The sequence below is a fragment of the Microvirga arabica genome (assembly GCF_016811235.1).
In the GTDB taxonomy this organism is placed as follows: domain Bacteria; phylum Pseudomonadota; class Alphaproteobacteria; order Rhizobiales; family Beijerinckiaceae; genus Microvirga; species Microvirga arabica.
Window position 1 is genome coordinate 17,471 of sequence record NZ_JAFBID010000039.1, and the last position, 19,798, is coordinate 37,268.

Sequence of the window (19,798 nt, forward strand, 5' to 3'; positions counted from 1 at the left end):
TGCCGCCGGCTCCTTTATGTCAGCGGGTCGACCATTCCGGCGTGGGGTGCTGCGCCTGCTTCGCGGCGAGATCGTCCGGGAATACCGTGACGTGTTTGCCATCCTGGATCTGCAGGATGAGGCTTCGGATCGGGTTCTGACCCTGGAAGCCGTCAGCACTCTTGAAGTTCACTGTCGTCACAGGTGTCGTGATGTCGGTCGCAGCCAGCGCCTCGCGCACGGAGTCACGCGATTTCGGGTCGGCACGGCGCAGAGCATCGGCCGCGACCATCAGCGCGAGATAACCTTCTGCCTCATAGAACGAGGGCTCACCGCCAGCCTTGGCCTTCAGGCGCTCATAGAGCTCCTGCGCACCGGGATACTTCACGTCTTGGCTCCAGCTTACGGCCGTTGCAACATAGTCAGCCGATTTTCCGACTTGCTGAACGAAGCTCGGAAGAGCCGCAGATGTATCGATGGCAATAACCTTGGCGTTGAGGCCAACCTCACGCATCTGCCGGGTGATCGCGACACCATCCTCTGCATAGGACACAATATAGAGGATATCCGGGTTGGCGCCACGGAAGCGGTTAAGAATCGGCCGGAAATCAGTGACACCCTGATCATAGGATTGGTCACCGACAACCTTGTACCCGCGCTCCGATGCGAGACGCTTGCCCTCTTTCGCCAGTGAGGTAGGCCATGCACCGTTACCGTACAGCATAGCGACCGTCTCAAGAGGCACATCTTTCTTTGTAGTCTTGAGGTGATCAAAATAGTCGAAATAAGCCTTCCCGACGATCGTCGAGTTGTGCTTGGCGCGGAACACCCACGGCGAACCCGGCTTCGTGATGCTGTCGTCGGCGCTGCCCAAAACGATCATCGGGACCTTCTGGCGTGTCAGGAACTGAGCAAGTGGTCCTGTGATCGAGGAGGCGTAGGACCCGATGACAAGCGGAACGCCTTTGCTTGCAAAACTCTCAGCTGCGGCAAGCGCACTCTTGGCTTCGGACCGGTCATCCTGGATCGTAAGGGTGAGCTGCTGACCCTTGATACCTCCGCTCGCGTTGATCTCGTCGAGCGCAACCTGAAGACCTGTGCGATAACGCTCTCCGAATGCCGCGAAGTTACCCGAAAGGCTGTTGATAACGCCTACCTCAACCTGCGCCTGAGCCGGGGCGCCGACCGCGCACAGAGTGGCCGCTAATGCAGCGGCGATAGCAATCCTCATTTGTTTCCTCACCTGTTTATCTGCTTCACTAGGAAGTCTCTTGCTGCAAGAAAGAGAACCTTCTGCAGTGGGTTAAACCTAGTGCGGGTGTTCCTGCCCCGCCAGACACTTTTTTCTCGACAGAGCTTAGCTGGATAATATCCTCACCTGCGAAATGAAATGGTTCATGGTTCGCATACCTGCGCTGCAGGAAGCGGCCATGTTTTAATATTACGAGGGACGCTGAATGGTCGTTTTGGAAGATGATCCACTTGGTCAGGGAGGGCTCTCTGATTTCGCCCGACGGTTTCGAGCCGGCGAGATTTCATCCGAGCAGGCAACGCGGGCTTATCTCTCCCGCATCGAACTGCTCGACCCACGACTCGGCGCATTCCAGCATGTTGCTGCAGAGCAGGCGCTTGAGACCGCACGCGCAATCGACGCGCTCTATTCGGCCGGCACTGATCTTGGTCCGCTGATGGGCGTACCGGTCGCGGTGAAGGATCTGTTCGTTGTCAAGGGCATGCCCACGACAGCAGGCACCAAAATGAACATCGACGATATCGCTGGACCAGAAGGCCCCCTGGTCAAAAGTTTGCGTCAGGCAGGATGCGTTATTCTTGGTAAGACAAAGACCGTCGAGTTCGCCCTCGGCATCACCGGGGTATCCAGTGCCCAGGGAACACCGATCAATCCATGGGACGCACAAACGCCGCGCCTGCCTGGAGGCTCGAGCTCCGGCTCAGGCGTTGCAGTTGCCGCCGCCTTATGTGCCTTCGCCATTGGGTCGGATACGGGCGGCTCGGTCCGCGTCCCCGCCGCGTTCAATGGGATATTCGGGTTCAAGACGACACCCGGCTTCTTCTCGACTGATGGAGCGTTCCCTCTGGCACCTCATTTGGATACGCCTGGCCTGCTAACACGGAGTGCCCGAGACGCAGCGATTGCTGTGGCTGCGCTCACCGGCGAGATGGAAGCACGCCCTCTTCCTGTCGAGGCGCTTCGGCTTGGCGTTCCGCAGGAGTACTTTTTTGATAACCTCGATCCGGTTGTCGAAGCGCAAATTAGAGGGGCGATGGAAGCCCTGTCGGCTGCAGGGAGCCGGTTGAGGCCTGTATCTGTTCCCGAGGCGAGCGAGCGCGAGCGCTATTTCCCCGCTGTTCTCCCGGCTTGCCTTGTTGCAACCCTCGGTCGCGATCGCTTCCTTGCCGGCCGCGACCATATGGATCCAATTGTTGCGAAGCGTGCAACCTCTGGCCTTGATGTGACAGCAGCGGATTATCTGACGCTTGAGGCAAAGCGAACCAAGTCCCGCCAGAGCGTGTCCGAGAAGTTCGTGGGGTTCGACGGTTGGGTCACTCCGACGACCGCAACGCCCCCCCCTTCCGTGGCAGACCTGGATGACGAACAGAAGGCCCTTGAACTTGCACTGGGCATGACCCGCAATACTCAGCCCGCGAATTATTTCGCATGTCCCGCCGTGAGCGTTCCGCTGCCGCAGAAGCCCGGGAATCTCCCAATAGGACTTCAGATTATCTGTCCCGAAGGGGCTGATTTGGAGGCACTGTCGATTGCGCTAGCGATCGAGGATGTGCTCGGAACGTCTGAGGCTCCAGACTTGACCAACTTCCTGAGCTAATCAGGCGCAAAACTGTCGCGGGAACGCTTCTTTTGAATGGCAACTCCTTCCAGGAGGCTGATACCCATGCCAAGGCTCGCCTCCGCTAAACGCGGCTCAGTCGTCGAGCAGACGAGTGGGTTTGATCTCAAACATCCGTATGGCTCAAAGGTGGATTGGCGGAGGGAAATTAGCAGATACTCAGTTCCAAGGTTTGCCGAGGACAAGGTGGTCCGCAAGGGGGCTTGTGCAAGATCCGCGTTTTCCCGCCGCTATAGCCCCACTACCGGCGCAGCAGTTATTGCTATCCCGATACTTTTTTGCTTCACTACCGCGACTACCGCAACAGGGCTCGCTGGTCCTATCCGCCGAGAAGCAAGAGCCCAACTTTAGAGGGTTGCCTCGTGGAATGATCATAGAAGTCCTCCCTGACAAGACATCCCTTGGAAGGCGGGCCGCCGCCGATGGCGCCAAGTCGATCCGTGACGCTGTGGCGGCCAAAGGCGAATGCACGATCATTGTCGCAACAGGTGCTAGTCAGTTCGAGATGCTTGATGCGCTCGTCAGTGAGCCTGAGATCGATTGGTCGAAGGTGACAGCCTTTCATCTCGATGAGTACGTCGGGCTACCGGAAAGTCACCCTGCCAGCTTCCGCAAATACCTTCTGGACCGCTTCGTATCGCGTGTCCCAGGACTTGGTGACTTTGTGCCAGTTCATGGCGACGCAGCCGACCTCGACGCAGAGCTTAAGCGCCTCAACACGCTACTAGGCAAGCGTGAGGTGGATATCTGCTTCGCCGGAATTGGCGAGAACTGCCATCTGGCTTTCAACGACCCACCGGCCGATTTTGAGGTAGACGCACCCTATATTGTGGTCACTCTCGATGAGGCCTGTCGACGCCAGCAGATGGGAGAGGGATGGTTTCCCTCCTTGGACGCTGTTCCCGAACAGGCAGTCTCCATGAGCATCCGCCAGATCCTTAAGAGCAAGCGCGTGATCCTGAGCGTGCCTGATGCTCGGAAGGCGCCGGCGGTCCGTGCAGCCGTTGAAGCCTCTATTTCCCCGGACTATCCCGCGTCGGTGCTTCAAAGACACGAGGACTGCACCCTCTATCTCGATCCGCCGGCGGCGTCGCTGCTCTCGCAATCCAATCCACGTTGAGGCGGAGATGCGCAGCGCCGGCCTCTTTGATCTGCAAGTCAATGGCTTCGCCGGCGTCGACTTCAATTCTGACGAGGTTGATGCGGATCGGCTCGATCACGCCCTTGAGGCCATGCTTGCCACAGGTGCGACCTCGTGTCTGCCGACACTGATTACAGCCCCGCCTGGCGTGCTCGCGGCCCGATTTGCCGCTCTCGATCGCGCGGTAGCCCGGAGCAAACTCGGACCGGTTATGGTGCCGGGCTATCACCTTGAGGGCCCTTTCCTCAATTCTTCTGACGGTTATGCCGGGTGCCATCCAGCCAACGCCATGGCGGCCCCGGAGATCTCCATGATCGAGCGGCTGGCGCGTAGTCTATCGCGACCCATTCTGCTCGTGACCATTGCGCCTGAACTACCCGGCAGCGAGGACTTCATATCAGCCATGTGCTCAGCCGGAAGGGTGATTGCTATTGGGCACTCGGCGGCCGATGTTGCAACCATCTCGCGTGCGGCGCAGGCAGGCGCCCGCCTGTCTACGCATCTCGGTAATGGGCTGCCTCAGACTTTGCACAAGGTGGACAACCCCTTAATGGCGCAGCTTGCCGAGGATCGCTTGAGCGCCAGCCTCATTGTCGATGGCATACACCTTCCTCCACACGCTCTCAAAGTCATGCTCCGGGTCAAAGGGCTGGAGCGCTCGATTCTCGTTAGCGATGCCGTCTCAGCAGCGGCAACTGAGCCGGGTCTCTACCCGTTTGCCGGGATGGTCGTGGAACATGCAAGCGACGGTAGCGTCCGGCTGCCGGGCAGCCATTACTTGGCTGGTTCTGCCCTCACTCTTGATGGAGCCGTGCGGAACCTTGTGAAATGGAGTTTGGCAACCCCGGAACAGGCAGTGCAGATGGCCTCTTACAATCCTCGCAACCTAATGCGCTTAGCATTCAGGACCTTCTCGATCACGAACGAGGTTGGCCAAGTCACCTGGTCGCCCGAGCTTCGCCCGCTAGAGGTCAGCGTTGGACCGGTGGGACGGACATTCCCAGCTACGACCCACAGAGGTTCGTCTGCCACCGATGGATAATGACCTGCTTAAGAAGACTCATGTGAGCTGTTATGTGAGGGAGGAAAAGCGATGAATGATCGTGGTATGAGGATCAACCGACGCAACCTGCTTGGCGGGGCCGCTGGCCTAGCGGCACTCAAGGCGGCCGGTGCCCGCGCACAGGCCCCTACCCTGCCGAAATCGCCTGTTACGCTCAGCGTTATGGATGTTGGTGGCGCTCTCGCTCTGATGCAGAAAGCATTCGAAGCGTATCGCCAAGCGAAGCCAGAACTCGTCTCTCGCATCACTTACGTCAAAGGCCCCGCGCCAGAGATCGCCAGCAAGGTCAAGGCGCAACAGGATGCGGGACGCGTCGACATTGATATGGTCCTGACCGGCAGCGACGGGCTCGCGGCTGGGCTTGAAAATAACCTGTGGCTGAAACTCCTGCCGACATACGGGGACCGCTTCCCCGGTTTAGAGGAGAACTATGAGCCTGCAGCGCTTAACCTGCACCGAGCACAAGGACAGGGTTACGGAATCGTCATCAACTACTATCCTTCTGGTCCGCTGCTCGAGTACGCGCCCGATCGTGTAAAGAGTGTCCCCACGACGGCGGATGAACTCCTCGCCTGGGCTAAGGCAAACCCGAACCGGTTTATGTATGCGCGCCCTGCCAATTCCGGTCCGGGACGGACGTTCATTATGGGTCTGCCCTACCTTTTGGGTGACAAGGATCCCAAGGACCCCGTCAACGGCTGGGAGAAGACTTGGGCCTATTTGGCAGAACTCAACCGGTACATCGAGTACTATCCGTCGGGAACAACCGCGACGATGAAGGAGTTCGGCGAGGGCTCGCGGGACATGATCGTCTCAACCACGGGATGGGACATCAATCCGCGAGCCCTTGGTATCGTGCCCAAGGAGGCGAAGATTGCAACCCTCAAGGGCTTTCACTGGGTCTCCGATGCCTTCTTCATGGTGGTTCCAAAAGGTGTCGCTGATGACAAGCTCGCAGTGCTTCTTGATTTGATGGGCTTCCTTCTGAAGCCAGAAAGCCAAGCTTTTGCCTACGACGAAGGGTATCTCTATCCGGGTCCGGCGGTGAAGAATGTTCCGATCACCATGGCCCCGAAGGAGAGCCAGGATGTCATCCGGGAGTTCGGCCGGCCCGAATACGCTGATCTAATCGCTAACAACCCGATCGAGCTGCCTCTCACGCCCGACAAGATGGTGGTTGCATTCCGCAGGTGGGACGAACAAATTGGTTCAAAGAGATCAAAATAGGTAAGCATTGAAGAGGATTCTGCCCCCAGACACAAGAATAGAGGTGCGACCTTGCTGGCCTTGATCGATACTCCAACCTCACCACTGGCCCGTGTCGCCGATATCACCCTGTTCACGCCGGCCCGCAATCGCCTCCTGCCAAATTCGCCGGCTGCAATATTCGCCCTCGCCGATGCGCTGATCACAGTCGTTGCGCGCGAGCGACCGACTGCCGTCGAGTCACTGAAGGACCTGAGTGAAAGCTTGGTTTGGACTTTCCATCATTAACCACCCAAACAATCCGTGCGACACGGTCGCGAAACCGGATGCCGCATCCAGGAACTGGATGCGGCATCCCCTCGCTGTGCGGCAGTGTCTGACCTGAGAAGTAGCGTTGAGATCAAGCAACCCGCTTCAAGGCATCAGACAAGGTATCGATGATGGCGTCGATCTGAGCGGTCTCGATAATCAGCGGCGGCGAGAGGGCGATGATGTCGCCTGTGACCCGGATCAACAGCCCTCTCTCGAAACAATCAACGAAAGCATCATACGCCCTGCTCCCCGGAGCCCCTGCACGGCTGTCCAGCTCGATACCCGCAATCAGACCGATGGTGCGAATGTCATTGACGTTCGGCAGCCCTTTCAAGCTGTGGATGGCATCATGCCAGTAGGCTTCGACCTCAGCCGCACGCGTCAGCAGTCCTTCTTCCCGGTAGATCGAGAGGGTCGCCAATCCCGCAGCACAAGCGGCCGGATGACCTGAATACGTGTAGCCGTGGAACAGTTCTATCTGGTTCTCGGGCCCGTGCATCAGTGCGTCATGGACCTTACGGCTGGCAAACACGGCACCCATGGGAATGGCCCCATTGGTCAGCCCTTTCGCTGCCGTCACGAGGTCCGGAATGACGCCGAAGTGGTCCACCGCGAACGGTGCGCCAAGACGGCCGAAGCCCGTGATGACCTCGTCGAAGATCAACAGGATGCCATGGCGGTCGCAGATTGCTCGCAGCCGCTCGAGATAGCCATTGGGCGGGATGAGAACCCCAGTGGAGCCGGCAACGGGCTCGACGATAACGGCTGCGATCGTTTCTGCCCCGTGCAGCGCAACGAGGCGCTCGAGATCATCGGCAAGTTCAGCACCATGCTCGGGTTGGCCCTTCACGAAGGCGTTGCGAGCGGGGTCATGGGTGTGCCGCAGATGGTCGGCGCCGGGAAGCTGCGGGAACACACGGCGGTTGTTCAGAATGCCGCCAACGGTGATGCCCCCGAAGCCCACGCCATGATAGCCGCGCTCCCGCCCGATGAGGCGCGTTCTCGTGCCCTGGCCGATGGCGCGCTGATAGGCGATTGCAATCTTAAGGGCTGTATCGACGGACTCCGAGCCGGACCCGGTGAAGAACACGCGGTCGAGGCCCGCACTCGGCCCACCCGGTGCAATGGCGGCCAGACGCTCGGCAAACTCAAAGGCAATCGGATGTCCCATCTGGAACGAAGGGGCATAGTCCATCGTGGAGAGTTGGCGCCCCACCGCGTCAGCAATCTCGCGCCGGCCGTGACCGGCGTTCACACACCACAAGCCCGCGGTGCCATCGAGGATCTGCCGGTTGTCATCGCTCGTGTAGTACATCCCTTCCGCCCGCGTGAGCAGGCGGGGTGAGGCTTTGAACTGGCGGTTTGCCGTGAAGGGCATCCAGTAACTGTCGAGGCGGAAGCTGTTGTGCCGTTGGGGAGCGTTCATGACCGTGATCCTTTCGATGGCGGATCATGGCCATGATCGAAGGAGGCCAACAAGTCCTTTTCTTCTATCTGCTAAGGCTCTGATATTGCTTAGTGCGCACCAGCGTGTTTGTCTTATCTTGAACAACTGAAACACACGGGTCACTGTGCTGCAATGGAATTCGATCTGGGCGGACGGCTTCGCTATGTTCGGGGGCTACATAACCTGTCTCAGCGTGAGCTTGCCAAGCGTGCAGGCATCACTAATTCGACGATCTCGCTGATCGAGTCGAACCAGACCAACCCATCAGTCGGCGCGCTAAAGCGCATTCTGGACGGCATCCCGATCGGATTGGCTGAGTTTTTTGCGCTCGAACCGGAGAAGCCGAAGCAGGCTTTTTACCGCGCCGACGAATTGATTGAGATTGGAAAGGGCAAGATCTCTTTCCGGCAGGTGGGCAATAACCTGTTCGGTCGTGCGCTTCAAATCCTGAAAGAGCGGTATGAGCCTGGTGCGGACACCGGCAAGGTTCCTCTGACGCATCAAGGCGAAGAGGGCGGCATCATCTTGAGCGGACGCTTGGAAGTCACTGTCGAGGGCGAACGGCGGATCCTTGGGCCGGGTGACGCCTATTACTTCGAGAGCTGGAGACCGCATCGCTTCCGATGTGTCGGCCCGGTGGCATGTGAGGTCGTGAGTGCCTGTACACCGCCAACGTTCTAACCCGGCACCGTCAGACCGACGTGGCTTGGGAGGCTTGTTATGAGGTGACGCTCGCTAAGGTGCACGATGTCGCAGCGTGGTGTGCCCGTTCTTCTGACAGCCTGCCGCACTTCACCGGATGCTGCTTCGGTGAAGTGCGATTTCACGATTGGGCCGGAGCCGAAACAGCGACCTATGCGGCCTGAAAACGCCACTCGTCTCTGTAGCGATCGGCGGCGAGATCTTTATGGGACACTTCGGGCAGCCGGCCGGAGATCAGATCGGCAAGCACCCGCCCGGAACCGCAGGCCATCGTCCAACCGAGGGTGCCGTGGCCTGTGTTCGTGTACAGATTCCTGTACCGGGCGGGACCCACCACAGGCGTGCCATCCGGCGTCATCGGCCGCAAGCCCGTCCAGAAGCTGGCCTGCCGGACGTCGCCGCCGTGCGGGAACAGGTCCATGACTGAGTGCTCCAGCGTCGCCCGCCGCGGCCTTCGCAGGCGCTGGCTGAAGCCGGCCAGCTCCGCCGTACCGCCAACCCGGATCCGATCGCCCAAGCGGGTGATCCCCACCTTGTAGGTCTCATCCATCACGGTCGAGACCGGCGCCGCATCCGCATCGGTGATCGGCATGGTCAGGGAATAGCCCTTCACTGGATATACCGGCAGGTGGATGCCCAGCGGCTTGACCAGATGGGGCGTATAGCTGCCCATCGCTGCCACATAGGCGTCCGCGGTGAGCACCTCGCCGCCGTTCACCTGCACGCCGGAGATCCGCTCGCCTTCGGTGAGTATCGTCTGGACGGAGGTGCGGTAACGGAACCGGACGCCCAGTTGCTCTGCGATCGCAGCAAGCCGCTGCGTAAACAGATGCGCATCCCCGGTCTCGTCGCCAAGAAGACGCAGGCCGCCGGCGACCTTGCTCTTCACTAGATCTAAGGCCGGCTCGACACCAACGCATCCTGCGGGATCCAGGATCTCGTAAGACACGCCATAGGCATCGAGAACAGCCGTGTCCTCACCGATTCCATCGAGTTGCTTTTGTGTGCGGAAGAGCTGGAGCAGGCCCTGCTCCCGATGATCATAGGTGATGCCGGTCTCCTGCCGCAGCTCGCGCAGGCAGTCCCGGCTGTACTCGGCGAGAGCGACCATCCGGCTCTTGTTGCGCCGGTACGCCTCTTCGGTGCAGTTGGCCAGCATGTGGGCGAGCCAGCCCCAGAGGCGCAACTCGGTGCGGGGCCACAGGACTAGCGGCCGGTGCTTCATCATCAGCCACTTCATGGCCTTGATCGGAATGCCTGGAGCCGCCCACGGTGCCGAGTAGCCGGGCGAAACCTGCCCGGCATTGGCGAAGCTCGTCTCCATGCCGGCGGAGGGCTGGCGGTCCACCACCGTCACCTCATGACCCTGCTTGGCGAGATAATAGGCCGACGTGACGCCAACAACGCCGCTGCCGAGAACGAGAATGCGCATGGTGTGCCCCTCAGGAATGGATGTACTGACGGTGGTACCGGGCACCTAAGCTGGTGAGCAGCTCATAGCCGATTGTGCCGAAACGGCCGGCAGCGGGACAGAACGAGCCACTGCAAAATGCGTCGAACGGAGAAGCTGCACTGCACACACCTCAAAGGACGCCCCAAAAGTAACGTAAATCGTCCTGAATATCCTGCCGAAGTGTCGTAGGGTTCGCGTATTTGCCTGATCATAGCTTCATAAAGTTCGATCGAATCGAACTTTCTATCCCCAAGGACGTCCTGAAAACTTCCTCAACGGAAGCCCAGGTGGGCCATGCGGCTGCCGCTCGTGTCCGCGATTGATCACTAAAGATCCGGCGGCTTGATCACGGCTCGGATCGCGAAGCTCGATTGAATGCGGGCGACGCCAGGCAGGCAGGATAGAACGTCCTTGTGAATGCGCTCGTAGCTCGCCGCGTCGGGCACGGCCACACGGAGAAGGTAGTCCGACGTTCCGGTCATGAGATAGCACTCCCGGATGTCGGGACATTGGCAGGCGGCCTTCTCGAAGCGCCTGAGATATTCGTCCGTCTGCCGTTCAAGGGTGATCTGCACGATGACGACCGTTTCCGATGCCGCTGCCCGATCATTGATCAGGGCGGAGTATCCACGGATCGTTCCGCTCTCCTCAAGAAGCCGCACCCGGCGCAGGCACGCCGACGGAGACAACCCGACCTTCTCGGCCAGGTCGGCATTCGTGATACGCCCGTCGGTTCGGAGAATGCTGGTGATGCGTTGGTCTATCGCGTCCATGGCGGCTCAAGGATCGGTGACATCGAACGACTGCAACGGAGATGGCGCCTTGCACAGCACAGTCGTCTGTGCAAAGTGAGCGGTCTCAGCCGGTGCTCAGCAAATCGGAGCGGAAGGATGCATCGAGGCGCTGCATGAAGCTTTCCGCGCAGCACATGTGTTCCCGCATGATCCGACTGACGTCACGGCGATCCCTCACACGGAAGGCTGCCACGAGATCCCGGTGGCTCGCCACGTTGTGCTGACCGAAGGCCTCGTGCTCGTCGTAGCGGTCGCTGCGGAACTCGACGAGATCGCGCAGGAGCCCGTTCAGGAAGCGACAGATGAAGGCGAGTAGAGGATTGTCGCAGCTCTCGCAGAGAATATCGTGGAACTCGATCTCGAGCCGACGGCCCGCGACACGGTCGCCGCTGTCGCGGGCTTCGACGCATTGCTCAATATTAATCTCGAGCCTCTGCAACTGGTCCTCCGTCAGACGGCCAACGACACTTTCCGCCAGGGAAACCTCGAGACTGCGCCTTAGGACGTAGATCTGCTCGAAATCCAGCACTTGGAAATGGAGGTAGCTGCGCAACTGCTGCATGGCCGCGTCGATGGAAACGGGTTGGATCTCGGCGCCACCGTTCGGGCCAGTCTGCATCTTCACAAGCCCCTGTACTTCAAGGGCCTTCAGCGCTTCGCGAAGCGTACCCTTCGCGCAGCCGTAGTGCTGCATCAAGGCTTTCTCGTTGGGCAACCGGTTACCCGGCTTCAGGCCTTCCCTCGCGATCCAGCGCCTCAGGTCTTCGGCGATCTGATCCGAGAGCTTCGTGCGCTGCATCCGTCCGCGCCCGCGGTCCGGGGCGCGTTCTTTGTCGCTTCTCATAGTCGAATTGCCTCAGCTCTCCACGGGATGTCTTGCTGAAGAGGATACACCGGATGGGCGAGTTTTTCGAAATGGAATAACTTGTAATCCGAACTCGTCACGCCGCAGCTCGCACACTCGACGACGGCCCGCGCGATGGGCTCGAACACGGGACGGCAATACATCCGGGATTTCAGGATCAGGTACCGGCACGCACGGGGATCGAGACCGACGCTCGTGAACACCGCAAGGTCCCACGGCTCGTGAGGCAGCTCGGTGACGAGCACCCGTGCCCGGCCGGTATCCAGCACGGCGGCCCGCCCCATGAAGCAGCGCATGCCCGTATAGGTCGGCCCACTGATCGTGTATTCCCCGTCGCCCAGGACGCGCACCACGCCTTCAAGCCGCAGCGGATCTTTGGAGATGCCGATGCGGGGCATGGCCACGCGGTTGCCGATTCCGATCTCGATCCGCGCGCCGACGCCCGCCGCCATCATGGCCGCCACGGCTTTCGGATCGCAGATCGGACCCACGATAATGTCGTCGAGCCCTTGCGTCAGCGCCTCGCTGAGCACGTCCATGGTGTCGCAGGTGCCGCCGGACATGCAGTTGTCGCCATGGTCGAGCAGCAGCACGGGGCCTTGCCCCGCTCCTTCGGCGGCCGCGGCGCGCGCGGCGCCCACGGACTGGTGGAGCGGCTCCTCGTGGTACACGAACTCGGCGCGGCGCTCCCACAGGAGCACGCCGATCTCGCGCGCGACCTCCGCGGCGAGATCGGCCGATTCCGCGACTGTGATCACCGATACACCCGCATCCGCGATGTCGGCGATGGGAAAGCCGCCAAAAACGCTGACAGCCAGCACGCCGGGCCGCTCCTCCGCGGCTCTCGCAGCCTTGATCGCGTCCTGCATGGCTCCGGGAGCGCCAGTGTTCATCTTCAAGGTGTGGGCCAGTTGCGGCGGATGGCACCAGGCCCGCTTCGGCGCGAGCCCCTCGTCAAGCATGCGTCCGACGAGCCGCACCGTATGAGTACCGGTTTCGTACATGTCCACATGCGGATAGGTCTTGAAGCCGACGAGCACGTCGGCGTTCGCAACCATACGTTCAGTGATGTTGCCGTGAAGGTCAAGGGCGACGCCGAGCGGCACATCGGGCGCGACGGCACGGATGCGGGCGAGGAGCTCTCCCTCGCCATCCTCCAGGCTCTCGGTGACCATGGCCCCGTGAAGATCCAGGAGAACGGCGTCGCATCCGTTCCGGACCGCGTCGATGATGGCGGCCGCCATGGCTTCGAAGGCGTCGTCCGCCACTGGGCCGCTTGGGTTGGCGGTGGCGAAGACTGGCGTCACCACCTCCGCGCCGCGCGCTTCCGCAAAGGCCAGGAAGGCCCCCATGGCAGTGCGCGAGCCCGTGCCCACCTGCAGAGCATCCTCACCCCAGCGCGGGTTGAACGATGCGAGCGGCGTCGGCACCGGAGAGAACGTATTGGTTTCGTGATTCATGCGGGCGACAACGAAGCGCATGCCTGTCTATCCTTGTGAAGGCGCCGGCCAGCGCCATGAAGTCCATGCATCCGGACGAACCCGGAGCGGTTGGTTCGAGATGCGTCAGCCCAAGCGTTCGGTCCCGCGCTCGTCGTAGTCGAGAACAGCGCCGAGGAGCACTTGCGCCCCTGCCCCGCATTCCTCGAAGGACGTGCTTTCTTCCTCGTTGTGGCTCAGCCCGCCCGCACAGGGCACGAAGATCATGGCGGTCGGTGCGACGCGGGCGACGTAGGCTGCATCGTGACCCGCGCCCGAGATCATATCGCGCGCCGGATACCCGGCCGCCTGCGCGCTCTTCTTCACGGACGCAAGGCAATCGGCATCGAACCTGACGGCGGGCGATTCCCAGACCTTCTTGGATTCCACGCCGAGGTTTCCCTTGCCGGCCATCTCGTCGATCGCGGCGAGGAGCTTCTGCTCCATCACGTCGAGGACGGCGTCGTCGGGATGACGGAAATCGACCGTGAAGAAAACGTGGCCCGGCACGACGTTTCGCGAATTGGGCTGCACCTCGATCAGCCCGACGGAGCCCACGGCGGAAGGCGCGTGCTCCAGCGCGATGGCCTCGATCCGGTCGATGAGCCGCGCCGCGCCCACGAGGGCGTCGCGCCGCATGGGCATCGGGGTCGAGCCTGTATGGGCCTCTCGTCCGGTGACGGAGACCTCGTACCAGCGCATGCCCTGGACGCCTTGGACGATTCCGATGACCTTCTCCTCCTGTTCGAGGATGGGCCCCTGCTCGATATGCAGCTCGAACATCGCTCCGAACGTGATCGATCCGGCCTTGGCTTCTCCCCGATAGCCGATCGCCTCGATGGCCTCGCCGAAGGTGACGCCCTGACGATCTTCCCGGCTGTCCGCATAGGCCCGATCGAAGACGCCCGCATAGACGCCGGATCCGAGCATCGCGGGCGCGAAGCGCGATCCCTCCTCGTTGGTCCAGTTCACCAGCATGAGAGGCGCGTTCGTCTCATAGCCGGAATCCTGCAAGGTCTTGAGGACCTCCAGGCCGCCGAGCACCCCGAGAATCCCGTCGAACTTTCCGCCCGTGGGCTGCGTGTCGAGATGGCTGCCGATCGCGACGGGCGGAAGATCGGCGCGCCGGCCGGGGCGAACGGCGAACATGTTGCCGACCTCGTCGACCGTCACGGTGCAGCCGAGCCTCTCGCATTCGCCTTTCAGCCAGTCGCGCACCTGCCTGTCGGTGTCGGTCAGGGTCAGGCGGGACACGCCGCCTTTCGCCGTTCCGCCGATCCTGGCGGTGTCCATCAAGCTGTCCCAGAGACGCTGGGGATTGATCTGAAGATTGGGAATCATTCGGTTTACCAAAAGCAGGGTCAGTGAGCCTTCACGCCCAGATAGCGGTCCTTCGTTGCCTCGTCGGCCGCGAACTCGTCATGTGTGCCGTGATAGACGACCCGGCCGAGCTCCAGGATATAGTGGCGGTCGGCGAGCTGCGTGCAGACGGCGAGGTTCTGCTCGACGAGCAGGATCGGGACTCCGGCGGCGCGGATTTTCTTGATCTGGTCGACGATCTCATCGACGATGACGGGCGCCAGTCCTTCGACGGGCTCGTCTAGCATCAGGAGCTTTGGCGCGTTGAGAAGGGCGCGGGCAATCGACAGCATCTGCTGCTCGCCGCCGGAGAGCTGGCTGCCTCCGTTGCGGCGGCGCTCTTCGAGGCGCGGGAAGATCCTGTACACGTCCCTTAGCGACCAGGGCGAGCCCTTCCGCTCCGCGATGCGCAGGTTCTCCTCAACGCTGAGCAGTCCGAAGATGCCGCGGTTTTCGGGCACGAGGGCGAGGCCACGCTGAGCGATTTTGTGAGGGCGCCATCCCGTGACGTCCGTACCGGCGAAACGTACGCGTCCGGCGCTCGGCGCGAGCAGGCCGCTGATGCTCTTCAGGGTCGAGGTCTTCCCGGCCCCGTTCCGACCGAGCAGCGTTACGACCTCGCCGGCCCGGACCTCGAGGGTCACTCCCTGAAGGATATGGCTTTTGCCATAATAGCCATGCACGTTTTCAATTTCGAGCAATGCCGTGGTCATGCGATATCACCCGTGATCATGTTGCCGAGATAGGCGCGCCGCACTTCCGGATCGTCTCGCACCACGGCGGGTGGGCCCTCCACCAGCACGCGCCCCGCACGCATGACCGTCACGGTGTCACTGATGTTCATAACGATGCTCATGTTGTGCTCGATGAAAAGCACCGTGTGGTCGCGCCCCAGATCGCGGATCAGAGCCTTCATCGCCTCTACGTCGTCGATGCCCATGCCAGATGTCGGTTCGTCGAGCAGGATCAGCCGCGGCTTTGCGGCGACTGCCATGCCGACTTCGAGCCGCCGCTGCTGTCCATGTGAGAGTTCACCAGCCGCCCTGTCCGACACATGGGTCAGCTCTAAGCGCTCCATCACTTCGTCGGCGACGGCGAGCGCGTTGTCACGCGGATTGACTCCGCGCCAGGGTGCGAGCGCCTGAAGAGGTGTGCGCCCCTGAGCCGCAAGGCGCAGGTTCTCGCGAACGTTCAGGTTCTGGAATAGACTCGTTACTTGGAAGGAGCGCGCGATGCCCAGAGGCACCCTCTTGTCGTCGGACACATGGGTGATGTCCCGTCCGTCGAGAGTGATCCGCCCGCTCGATGCTCGCACCCGGCCGGTGAGGGCATGAAACAGGGTAGTCTTTCCTGCTCCGTTCGGGCCAATCACGGAATGAATCGTATTGGGCTTAATCGACAGGGTGACGTCCGAGAGGGCGAGGAAGCTGCCATATCGGACGCTGAGTTTGTCGGCCGCAAGAATCGGAGTCTGGGTGCTCATATACCCCTCCCCTGGGATTCCGGCTGGATGGGCGCTTCGATGGAAGATTTGGTGGACGACTTGCGGCCCATGGGCAGGGCCTCGACCAGCCGTTCGAGGAGGCCCCAAAGACCCTTCTGCATGAAGAGCGCCACCACGATGAGGAGCCCGCCGAGAAGGAGAAGCCAGCGCGGCCAGATCGACGAGAGCAGATCCGAGACGATCACGTAGAACCCTGCTCCAAGCACGGAGGCGAACAGGTTTCCGGTGCCACCGATAATCGTCATGATCAGGATGCTCTCGCTCATGTGGTACTCGATGTTCGACAGAGGCGCGACGCCGATGAGGAGAGCATGGAGTGCGCCGGCAAGCCCCGTCACCGCGCCGGAAATGGCAAAGGCCGTAATCTTGAAGTCGCGGACGGGGAAGCCGATGGCGCGCGCGCGTTCCTCGTTGTCGCGGACCGCCAGCAGGGTACGCCCGAACGTGGAGCTCGCAACCCGCTGCAGAGCCGCGAAGAGGAGCAGAAAGAGCACCGCCACGAATCCGTAGTAGGTCCAGGAATCTCCCAGAGAGAACGGTCCGATGGCGGGCCGGGGAATATTGAGCAGGCCGTTGTCGCCGCCGGTGATGTCCTTGAACGTGTAAGCGAGGAAGTAGAAAAACTGGGAGAAGGCGAGCGTCAGCATGACGAAATAAACGCCCTGCCGGCGGATCGAGAGCCAGCCGACTCCCGTGGCGACGACGGCTCCCGTGATCGCCGAGAGCACGAGCGCCAGAGCGAGCGGCAGCGAGGTGTGCAGCAAGGTCAGTCCGGCAGCGTAGCTCCCGAGGCCGAAGAAGATTCCCTGACCGAAGGACAACAGGCCCGTATAGCCGAGGAGCAGATTGCAGGCTGCCGCCGCCATGGCGAAGATCAGCACCTCGGACGCAAGCGTGCCGGACCGCATGAAGAGCGGGAGCGCGATGGCGATGAGTGCGGCGAGAAGGAAATGTAGAGAAGCGCGGTTCATGATAGCAGCTCTCATGCCCGGCCGAGCAGGCCGCGCGGCATCGTCAGAATGACGAGACCCATGCCGAGATAGATCATCAGGCGGGCGCCCTCGGGCCAGAGCGTCGTCATGATGCTCTGCACGATTCCCACCAGAAGGCCTGCGATGAGAGCGCCCGTGTAGCTGCCCATGCCGCCGATGACGACGACCACGAAGGCGATGCCGAGAGCCTCGACGCCCATGAAGGGTTCGACGCCGCGGATCGGCGCCGCGAGGGCTCCGGCGAGGCCAGCGAGGCCAGCGCCGAGGGCGAAGACGGCCGTGTTCACCCGCAGGATATCGATGCCGAGCAGCGAGACCATGTCAGTCGACTCCGAGCCCGCGCGCACTACGGCGCCGAGCCGCGTGCCCTCCAAAAGCCACCAGAGGCCGATGGCGAGCACGAGGGTCAGCCCGATGACGAAGAGGCGGTATTGCGGATAGATGAAATCGCCCAGCATAAGCACGCCACTGAGCGCGCTCGGAGTCGAGACATTGCCGCCCACCGGCCCCCAAAGAATGATGACTAGTTCCTGCACCATCAGGGCGAGTCCGACGGTCACAAGGATGTGGAACGTATGCGGCAAGTGATAGATGCGCCGCAGCAGGACAGATTCCGTCAGGGCCGCGAGCCCCGCAACGATGAACGGCGCCATAAGAAGTGCCGCCCAAAAATTCAGGCCGCGCTCGGTCATGTCATAAACGAAGTAGGCGCCCAGAAGATAAAATGCGCCGTGGGCGAAATTCACGAAATGAAGCAGCCCGAAGATGATGCTCAATCCCACCGCGAGCAGGAAGTAGAGCATTCCTAGGCCGATGCCATTCACCAGCTGAAACAGATAGATCACGCGGGCACCTGATGTTGGAGGCAGTCAATGTTCAAAACAGGAAGGGGACGGCCGCGTGCCGCCCCCGCCGATGGTCAGGCCATCTTGCACTGGGCCTGCTCCGGAGACTGGAACGACTTACCGAAGCTGATGATGTCGGCGTAGTCGTCCTTGTCCTTCATGGCGCTCTTGGCCTTGCCCTTGAGCAGGTAATAGTTCTTGATGACCTGGTGGTCGGCCGCGCGGATCTCCTCGTCGCCGGTTAGGCCAGCATACTTCATACCCTCCATGGCCTGGATGACGGCTGGACCTTCTGTGCTTCCCGCCTTTGCGGCCGCGTCGATCAAAATTTTTGTTGTCAGATAGGCACTGGCGAAGGCGTAGTTCGGGTTCATCTTGTGCTTGGCCTGCACCTTGGCGACCAGCTCGCGGTTAAACGGCGAATCAATGCCGTGCCAGTACTGAGCCCCGAAGTAGACGCCCTCCATCAGCTCAGGCCCCAAGGCTTCAAACTGTTCGAGCCCCGAAGCCCAGGCCAGCAGAATCGTCATGCGGTTTTTCATGCCAAAGCTGACGGCCTGACGAAGAGTATCGGACGACTGGGAGCCAAAGTTGAGGATGAGGAGAGCATCGGGCTTCGCGGCCATGGCATTGGTCAGATAGCCGCTGAACTCCTTCTCGGTGAGGGAGTGATAGCTGTTGCCCACATGCTCGATCCCCTTCTCCTTGAAGATTGCCTTGGCGGCATTGAGCAGGCCATCGCCGAAGACGTACTGAGGCGTGATCGTGTACCAGCGCTTCGCGTTGGGGAGCTGCTCGATAAGCGGACGCACAGTCTGCTCGATGGCGCCGAATGTCGGCACGCTCCACCGGAACGTGCTCTTGTTGCACTCCGAGCCGGTGATCTCATCGGCGCCTGCCGTGGTGATGAAGACCCCCTTCCCTTTCGCGACCTCCTTGCCCATGGCGAGGGCCTCAGACGACAGGATGCCGCCGGAGAACAGCGTCACTCCGCGCTCCATCGCCTCCTGAACTTTGCGGACGGCTGTGGCCGGCTTTCCTTCCGTGTCGATCTCGAGATAGCTTAGCTTACGGTCTAAGACCTTGCCGATCTCCTCAACAATCATTGCAGTACCCATGGAGCCAAACTTACCATTGGCAGCGAAGGGGCCCGACATTGGAAGCGGCGCGCCAATGGTGATGTCCCCGCTGGCAGCGAAGGCCGGCCGGAGCCCCGCAGGAAGGAGCAGCGAACTCGCGGCAACGGATGAGAGTTTCAGCAGAGCACGACGATTAAGCATGAATTCCTCCTGGCTATTTATTCTATTTATACGTATAGTTATTATAGAATTTTATCTGTCAAGAAGAAAGGCGCCCAAGAGGAGAGCATGAGGAAGTGTGGGGCAGATTGGTAACGGGTTGGCTGCACAACATTTCGGGCCCAACGAAACAAAGCTGCGGGACACCCTCATTTGCCGAAACCCACCCCATCCGAACCCAAGACTCCTGATCCTTCTCCAACTCCGAAGATCCTGCAGTTCAAGGTCTGGCTGATCGGGCTCAGCCCCGTGATCTGGCGGCGGGTTCAGGTGCCAGACAGCCTGACGCTGCGGCAGCTGCACGGTGTCATCCAGGTTGTGATGGGCTGGGAGGGCATCCACCTGTTCCAGTTCGTGCTGCGGGCCAGACGGTTCGGCTCCATGGAGTTGGCGGCCCGGTCTCCGGATGTTGCACTTTCCGAGCTTCGCCTCCGCCAAGGAACCCGTTTCCGCTATGAGTACGACCTCAATGGGGCGTTGTCACATTAAC

Annotated in this window: 19 protein-coding genes; 7 read left to right on the forward strand and 12 right to left on the reverse strand. The window is 61.1% G+C overall.

Features of this window, described 5'->3' with window-relative positions; genetic code table 11:
• Positions 1 to 19 precede the first annotated feature (19 nt).
• Positions 20 to 1,210, reverse strand: a complete 1,191-nt coding sequence (locus JQC81_RS18515; protein WP_203273256.1) for an ABC transporter substrate-binding protein — start codon at positions 1,208 to 1,210, stop codon at positions 20 to 22.
• Positions 1,211 to 1,436: 226 nt separating this feature from the next.
• On the opposite strand from JQC81_RS18515, the gene JQC81_RS18520 reads away from it, so the two are divergent.
• The 5 genes from JQC81_RS18520 to JQC81_RS18540 all read left to right on the forward strand — a co-directional run bounded on the left by JQC81_RS18520 (position 1,437) and on the right by JQC81_RS18540 (position 6,547).
• The gene (locus JQC81_RS18520; RefSeq protein ID WP_203273257.1) at positions 1,437 to 2,828 is read left to right on the forward strand and encodes an amidase; all 1,392 of its coding nucleotides are present in this window, start codon (positions 1,437 to 1,439) and stop codon (positions 2,826 to 2,828) included.
• Between the two features lie 226 nt (positions 2,829 to 3,054).
• Complete coding sequence (locus JQC81_RS18525; RefSeq protein ID WP_312887552.1) at positions 3,055 to 3,969, forward strand: glucosamine-6-phosphate deaminase; 915 nt, start codon at positions 3,055 to 3,057, stop codon at positions 3,967 to 3,969.
• 7 nt (positions 3,970 to 3,976) lie between these two features.
• On the forward strand, positions 3,977 to 5,032 hold the full coding sequence (locus JQC81_RS18530) for an N-acetylglucosamine-6-phosphate deacetylase (protein WP_203273258.1): 1,056 nt from the start codon (positions 3,977 to 3,979) through the stop codon (positions 5,030 to 5,032).
• 66 nt (positions 5,033 to 5,098) lie between these two features.
• A complete protein-coding gene (locus JQC81_RS18535; protein ID WP_203273293.1) occupies positions 5,099 to 6,280 on the forward strand; it encodes an ABC transporter substrate-binding protein in 1,182 nt (393 codons plus the stop codon).
• 51 nt (positions 6,281 to 6,331) lie between these two features.
• On the forward strand, positions 6,332 to 6,547 hold the full coding sequence (locus tag JQC81_RS18540; RefSeq protein ID WP_203273259.1) for a MurR/RpiR family transcriptional regulator: 216 nt from the start codon (positions 6,332 to 6,334) through the stop codon (positions 6,545 to 6,547).
• A 112-nt stretch (positions 6,548 to 6,659) separates the two neighbouring features.
• Here JQC81_RS18540 and aptA read toward each other — a convergent pair whose 3' ends face one another.
• Positions 6,660 to 7,997 carry an omega-aminotransferase AptA gene (aptA, locus tag JQC81_RS18545; RefSeq protein WP_203273260.1) on the reverse strand — a complete coding sequence of 446 codons (1,338 nt, stop codon included), beginning with the start codon at positions 7,995 to 7,997 and terminating at the stop codon, positions 6,660 to 6,662.
• Positions 7,998 to 8,150: 153 nt separating this feature from the next.
• Here aptA and JQC81_RS18550 point away from each other — a divergent pair, with 153 nt between their 5' ends.
• Positions 8,151 to 8,699 carry a cupin domain-containing protein gene (locus JQC81_RS18550; protein WP_203273261.1) on the forward strand — a complete coding sequence of 183 codons (549 nt, stop codon included), beginning with the start codon at positions 8,151 to 8,153 and terminating at the stop codon, positions 8,697 to 8,699.
• 172 nt (positions 8,700 to 8,871) lie between these two features.
• Here the strand turns inward: JQC81_RS18550 and JQC81_RS18555 are convergent, their stop codons facing one another.
• The 10 genes from JQC81_RS18555 to JQC81_RS18600 all read right to left on the reverse strand — a co-directional run bounded on the left by JQC81_RS18555 (position 8,872) and on the right by JQC81_RS18600 (position 19,290).
• On the reverse strand, positions 8,872 to 10,152 hold the full coding sequence (locus tag JQC81_RS18555) for a D-amino acid dehydrogenase (RefSeq protein ID WP_203273262.1): 1,281 nt from the start codon (positions 10,150 to 10,152) through the stop codon (positions 8,872 to 8,874).
• Between the two features lie 347 nt (positions 10,153 to 10,499).
• Positions 10,500 to 10,946 carry an Lrp/AsnC family transcriptional regulator gene (locus JQC81_RS18560; protein ID WP_203273263.1) on the reverse strand — a complete coding sequence of 149 codons (447 nt, stop codon included), beginning with the start codon at positions 10,944 to 10,946 and terminating at the stop codon, positions 10,500 to 10,502.
• Between the two features lie 85 nt (positions 10,947 to 11,031).
• Entirely contained in the window at positions 11,032 to 11,811 is a 780-nt protein-coding gene (locus tag JQC81_RS18565) for a FadR/GntR family transcriptional regulator (RefSeq protein ID WP_203273264.1), read from the reverse strand.
• The gene (locus JQC81_RS18570) at positions 11,808 to 13,313 is read right to left on the reverse strand and encodes a M81 family metallopeptidase (RefSeq protein ID WP_203273265.1); all 1,506 of its coding nucleotides are present in this window, start codon (positions 13,311 to 13,313) and stop codon (positions 11,808 to 11,810) included. The genes JQC81_RS18565 and JQC81_RS18570 overlap by 4 nt, the downstream gene beginning before the upstream one ends.
• 84 nt (positions 13,314 to 13,397) lie before the next feature.
• Positions 13,398 to 14,651, reverse strand: a complete 1,254-nt coding sequence (locus tag JQC81_RS18575) for a M20 family metallo-hydrolase (RefSeq protein WP_203273266.1) — start codon at positions 14,649 to 14,651, stop codon at positions 13,398 to 13,400.
• A 20-nt stretch (positions 14,652 to 14,671) separates the two neighbouring features.
• Entirely contained in the window at positions 14,672 to 15,382 is a 711-nt protein-coding gene (locus JQC81_RS18580; protein ID WP_203273267.1) for an ABC transporter ATP-binding protein, read from the reverse strand.
• Positions 15,379 to 16,152: an ABC transporter ATP-binding protein gene (locus JQC81_RS18585; protein ID WP_203273268.1), complete on the reverse strand. Its 774-nt coding sequence runs from the start codon at positions 16,150 to 16,152 to the stop codon at positions 15,379 to 15,381. Before JQC81_RS18585 ends, JQC81_RS18580 begins: the two co-directional genes overlap by 4 nt.
• The gene (locus JQC81_RS18590) at positions 16,149 to 17,144 is read right to left on the reverse strand and encodes a branched-chain amino acid ABC transporter permease (RefSeq protein WP_203273269.1); all 996 of its coding nucleotides are present in this window, start codon (positions 17,142 to 17,144) and stop codon (positions 16,149 to 16,151) included. The genes JQC81_RS18585 and JQC81_RS18590 overlap by 4 nt, the downstream gene beginning before the upstream one ends.
• 11 nt (positions 17,145 to 17,155) lie before the next feature.
• On the reverse strand, positions 17,156 to 18,010 hold the full coding sequence (locus JQC81_RS18595) for a branched-chain amino acid ABC transporter permease (protein WP_203273270.1): 855 nt from the start codon (positions 18,008 to 18,010) through the stop codon (positions 17,156 to 17,158).
• Between the two features lie 74 nt (positions 18,011 to 18,084).
• Positions 18,085 to 19,290, reverse strand: a complete 1,206-nt coding sequence (locus tag JQC81_RS18600) for an ABC transporter substrate-binding protein (protein WP_203273271.1) — start codon at positions 19,288 to 19,290, stop codon at positions 18,085 to 18,087.
• A 171-nt stretch (positions 19,291 to 19,461) separates the two neighbouring features.
• Between JQC81_RS18600 and JQC81_RS18605 the strand changes: the two genes are divergently transcribed.
• Positions 19,462 to 19,797 (forward strand): plasmid pRiA4b ORF-3 family protein, encoded by a 336-nt coding sequence (locus JQC81_RS18605; protein WP_203273272.1) that lies wholly within the window; start codon positions 19,462 to 19,464, stop codon positions 19,795 to 19,797.
• The last annotated feature ends 1 nt before the right edge of the window (position 19,798 follow it).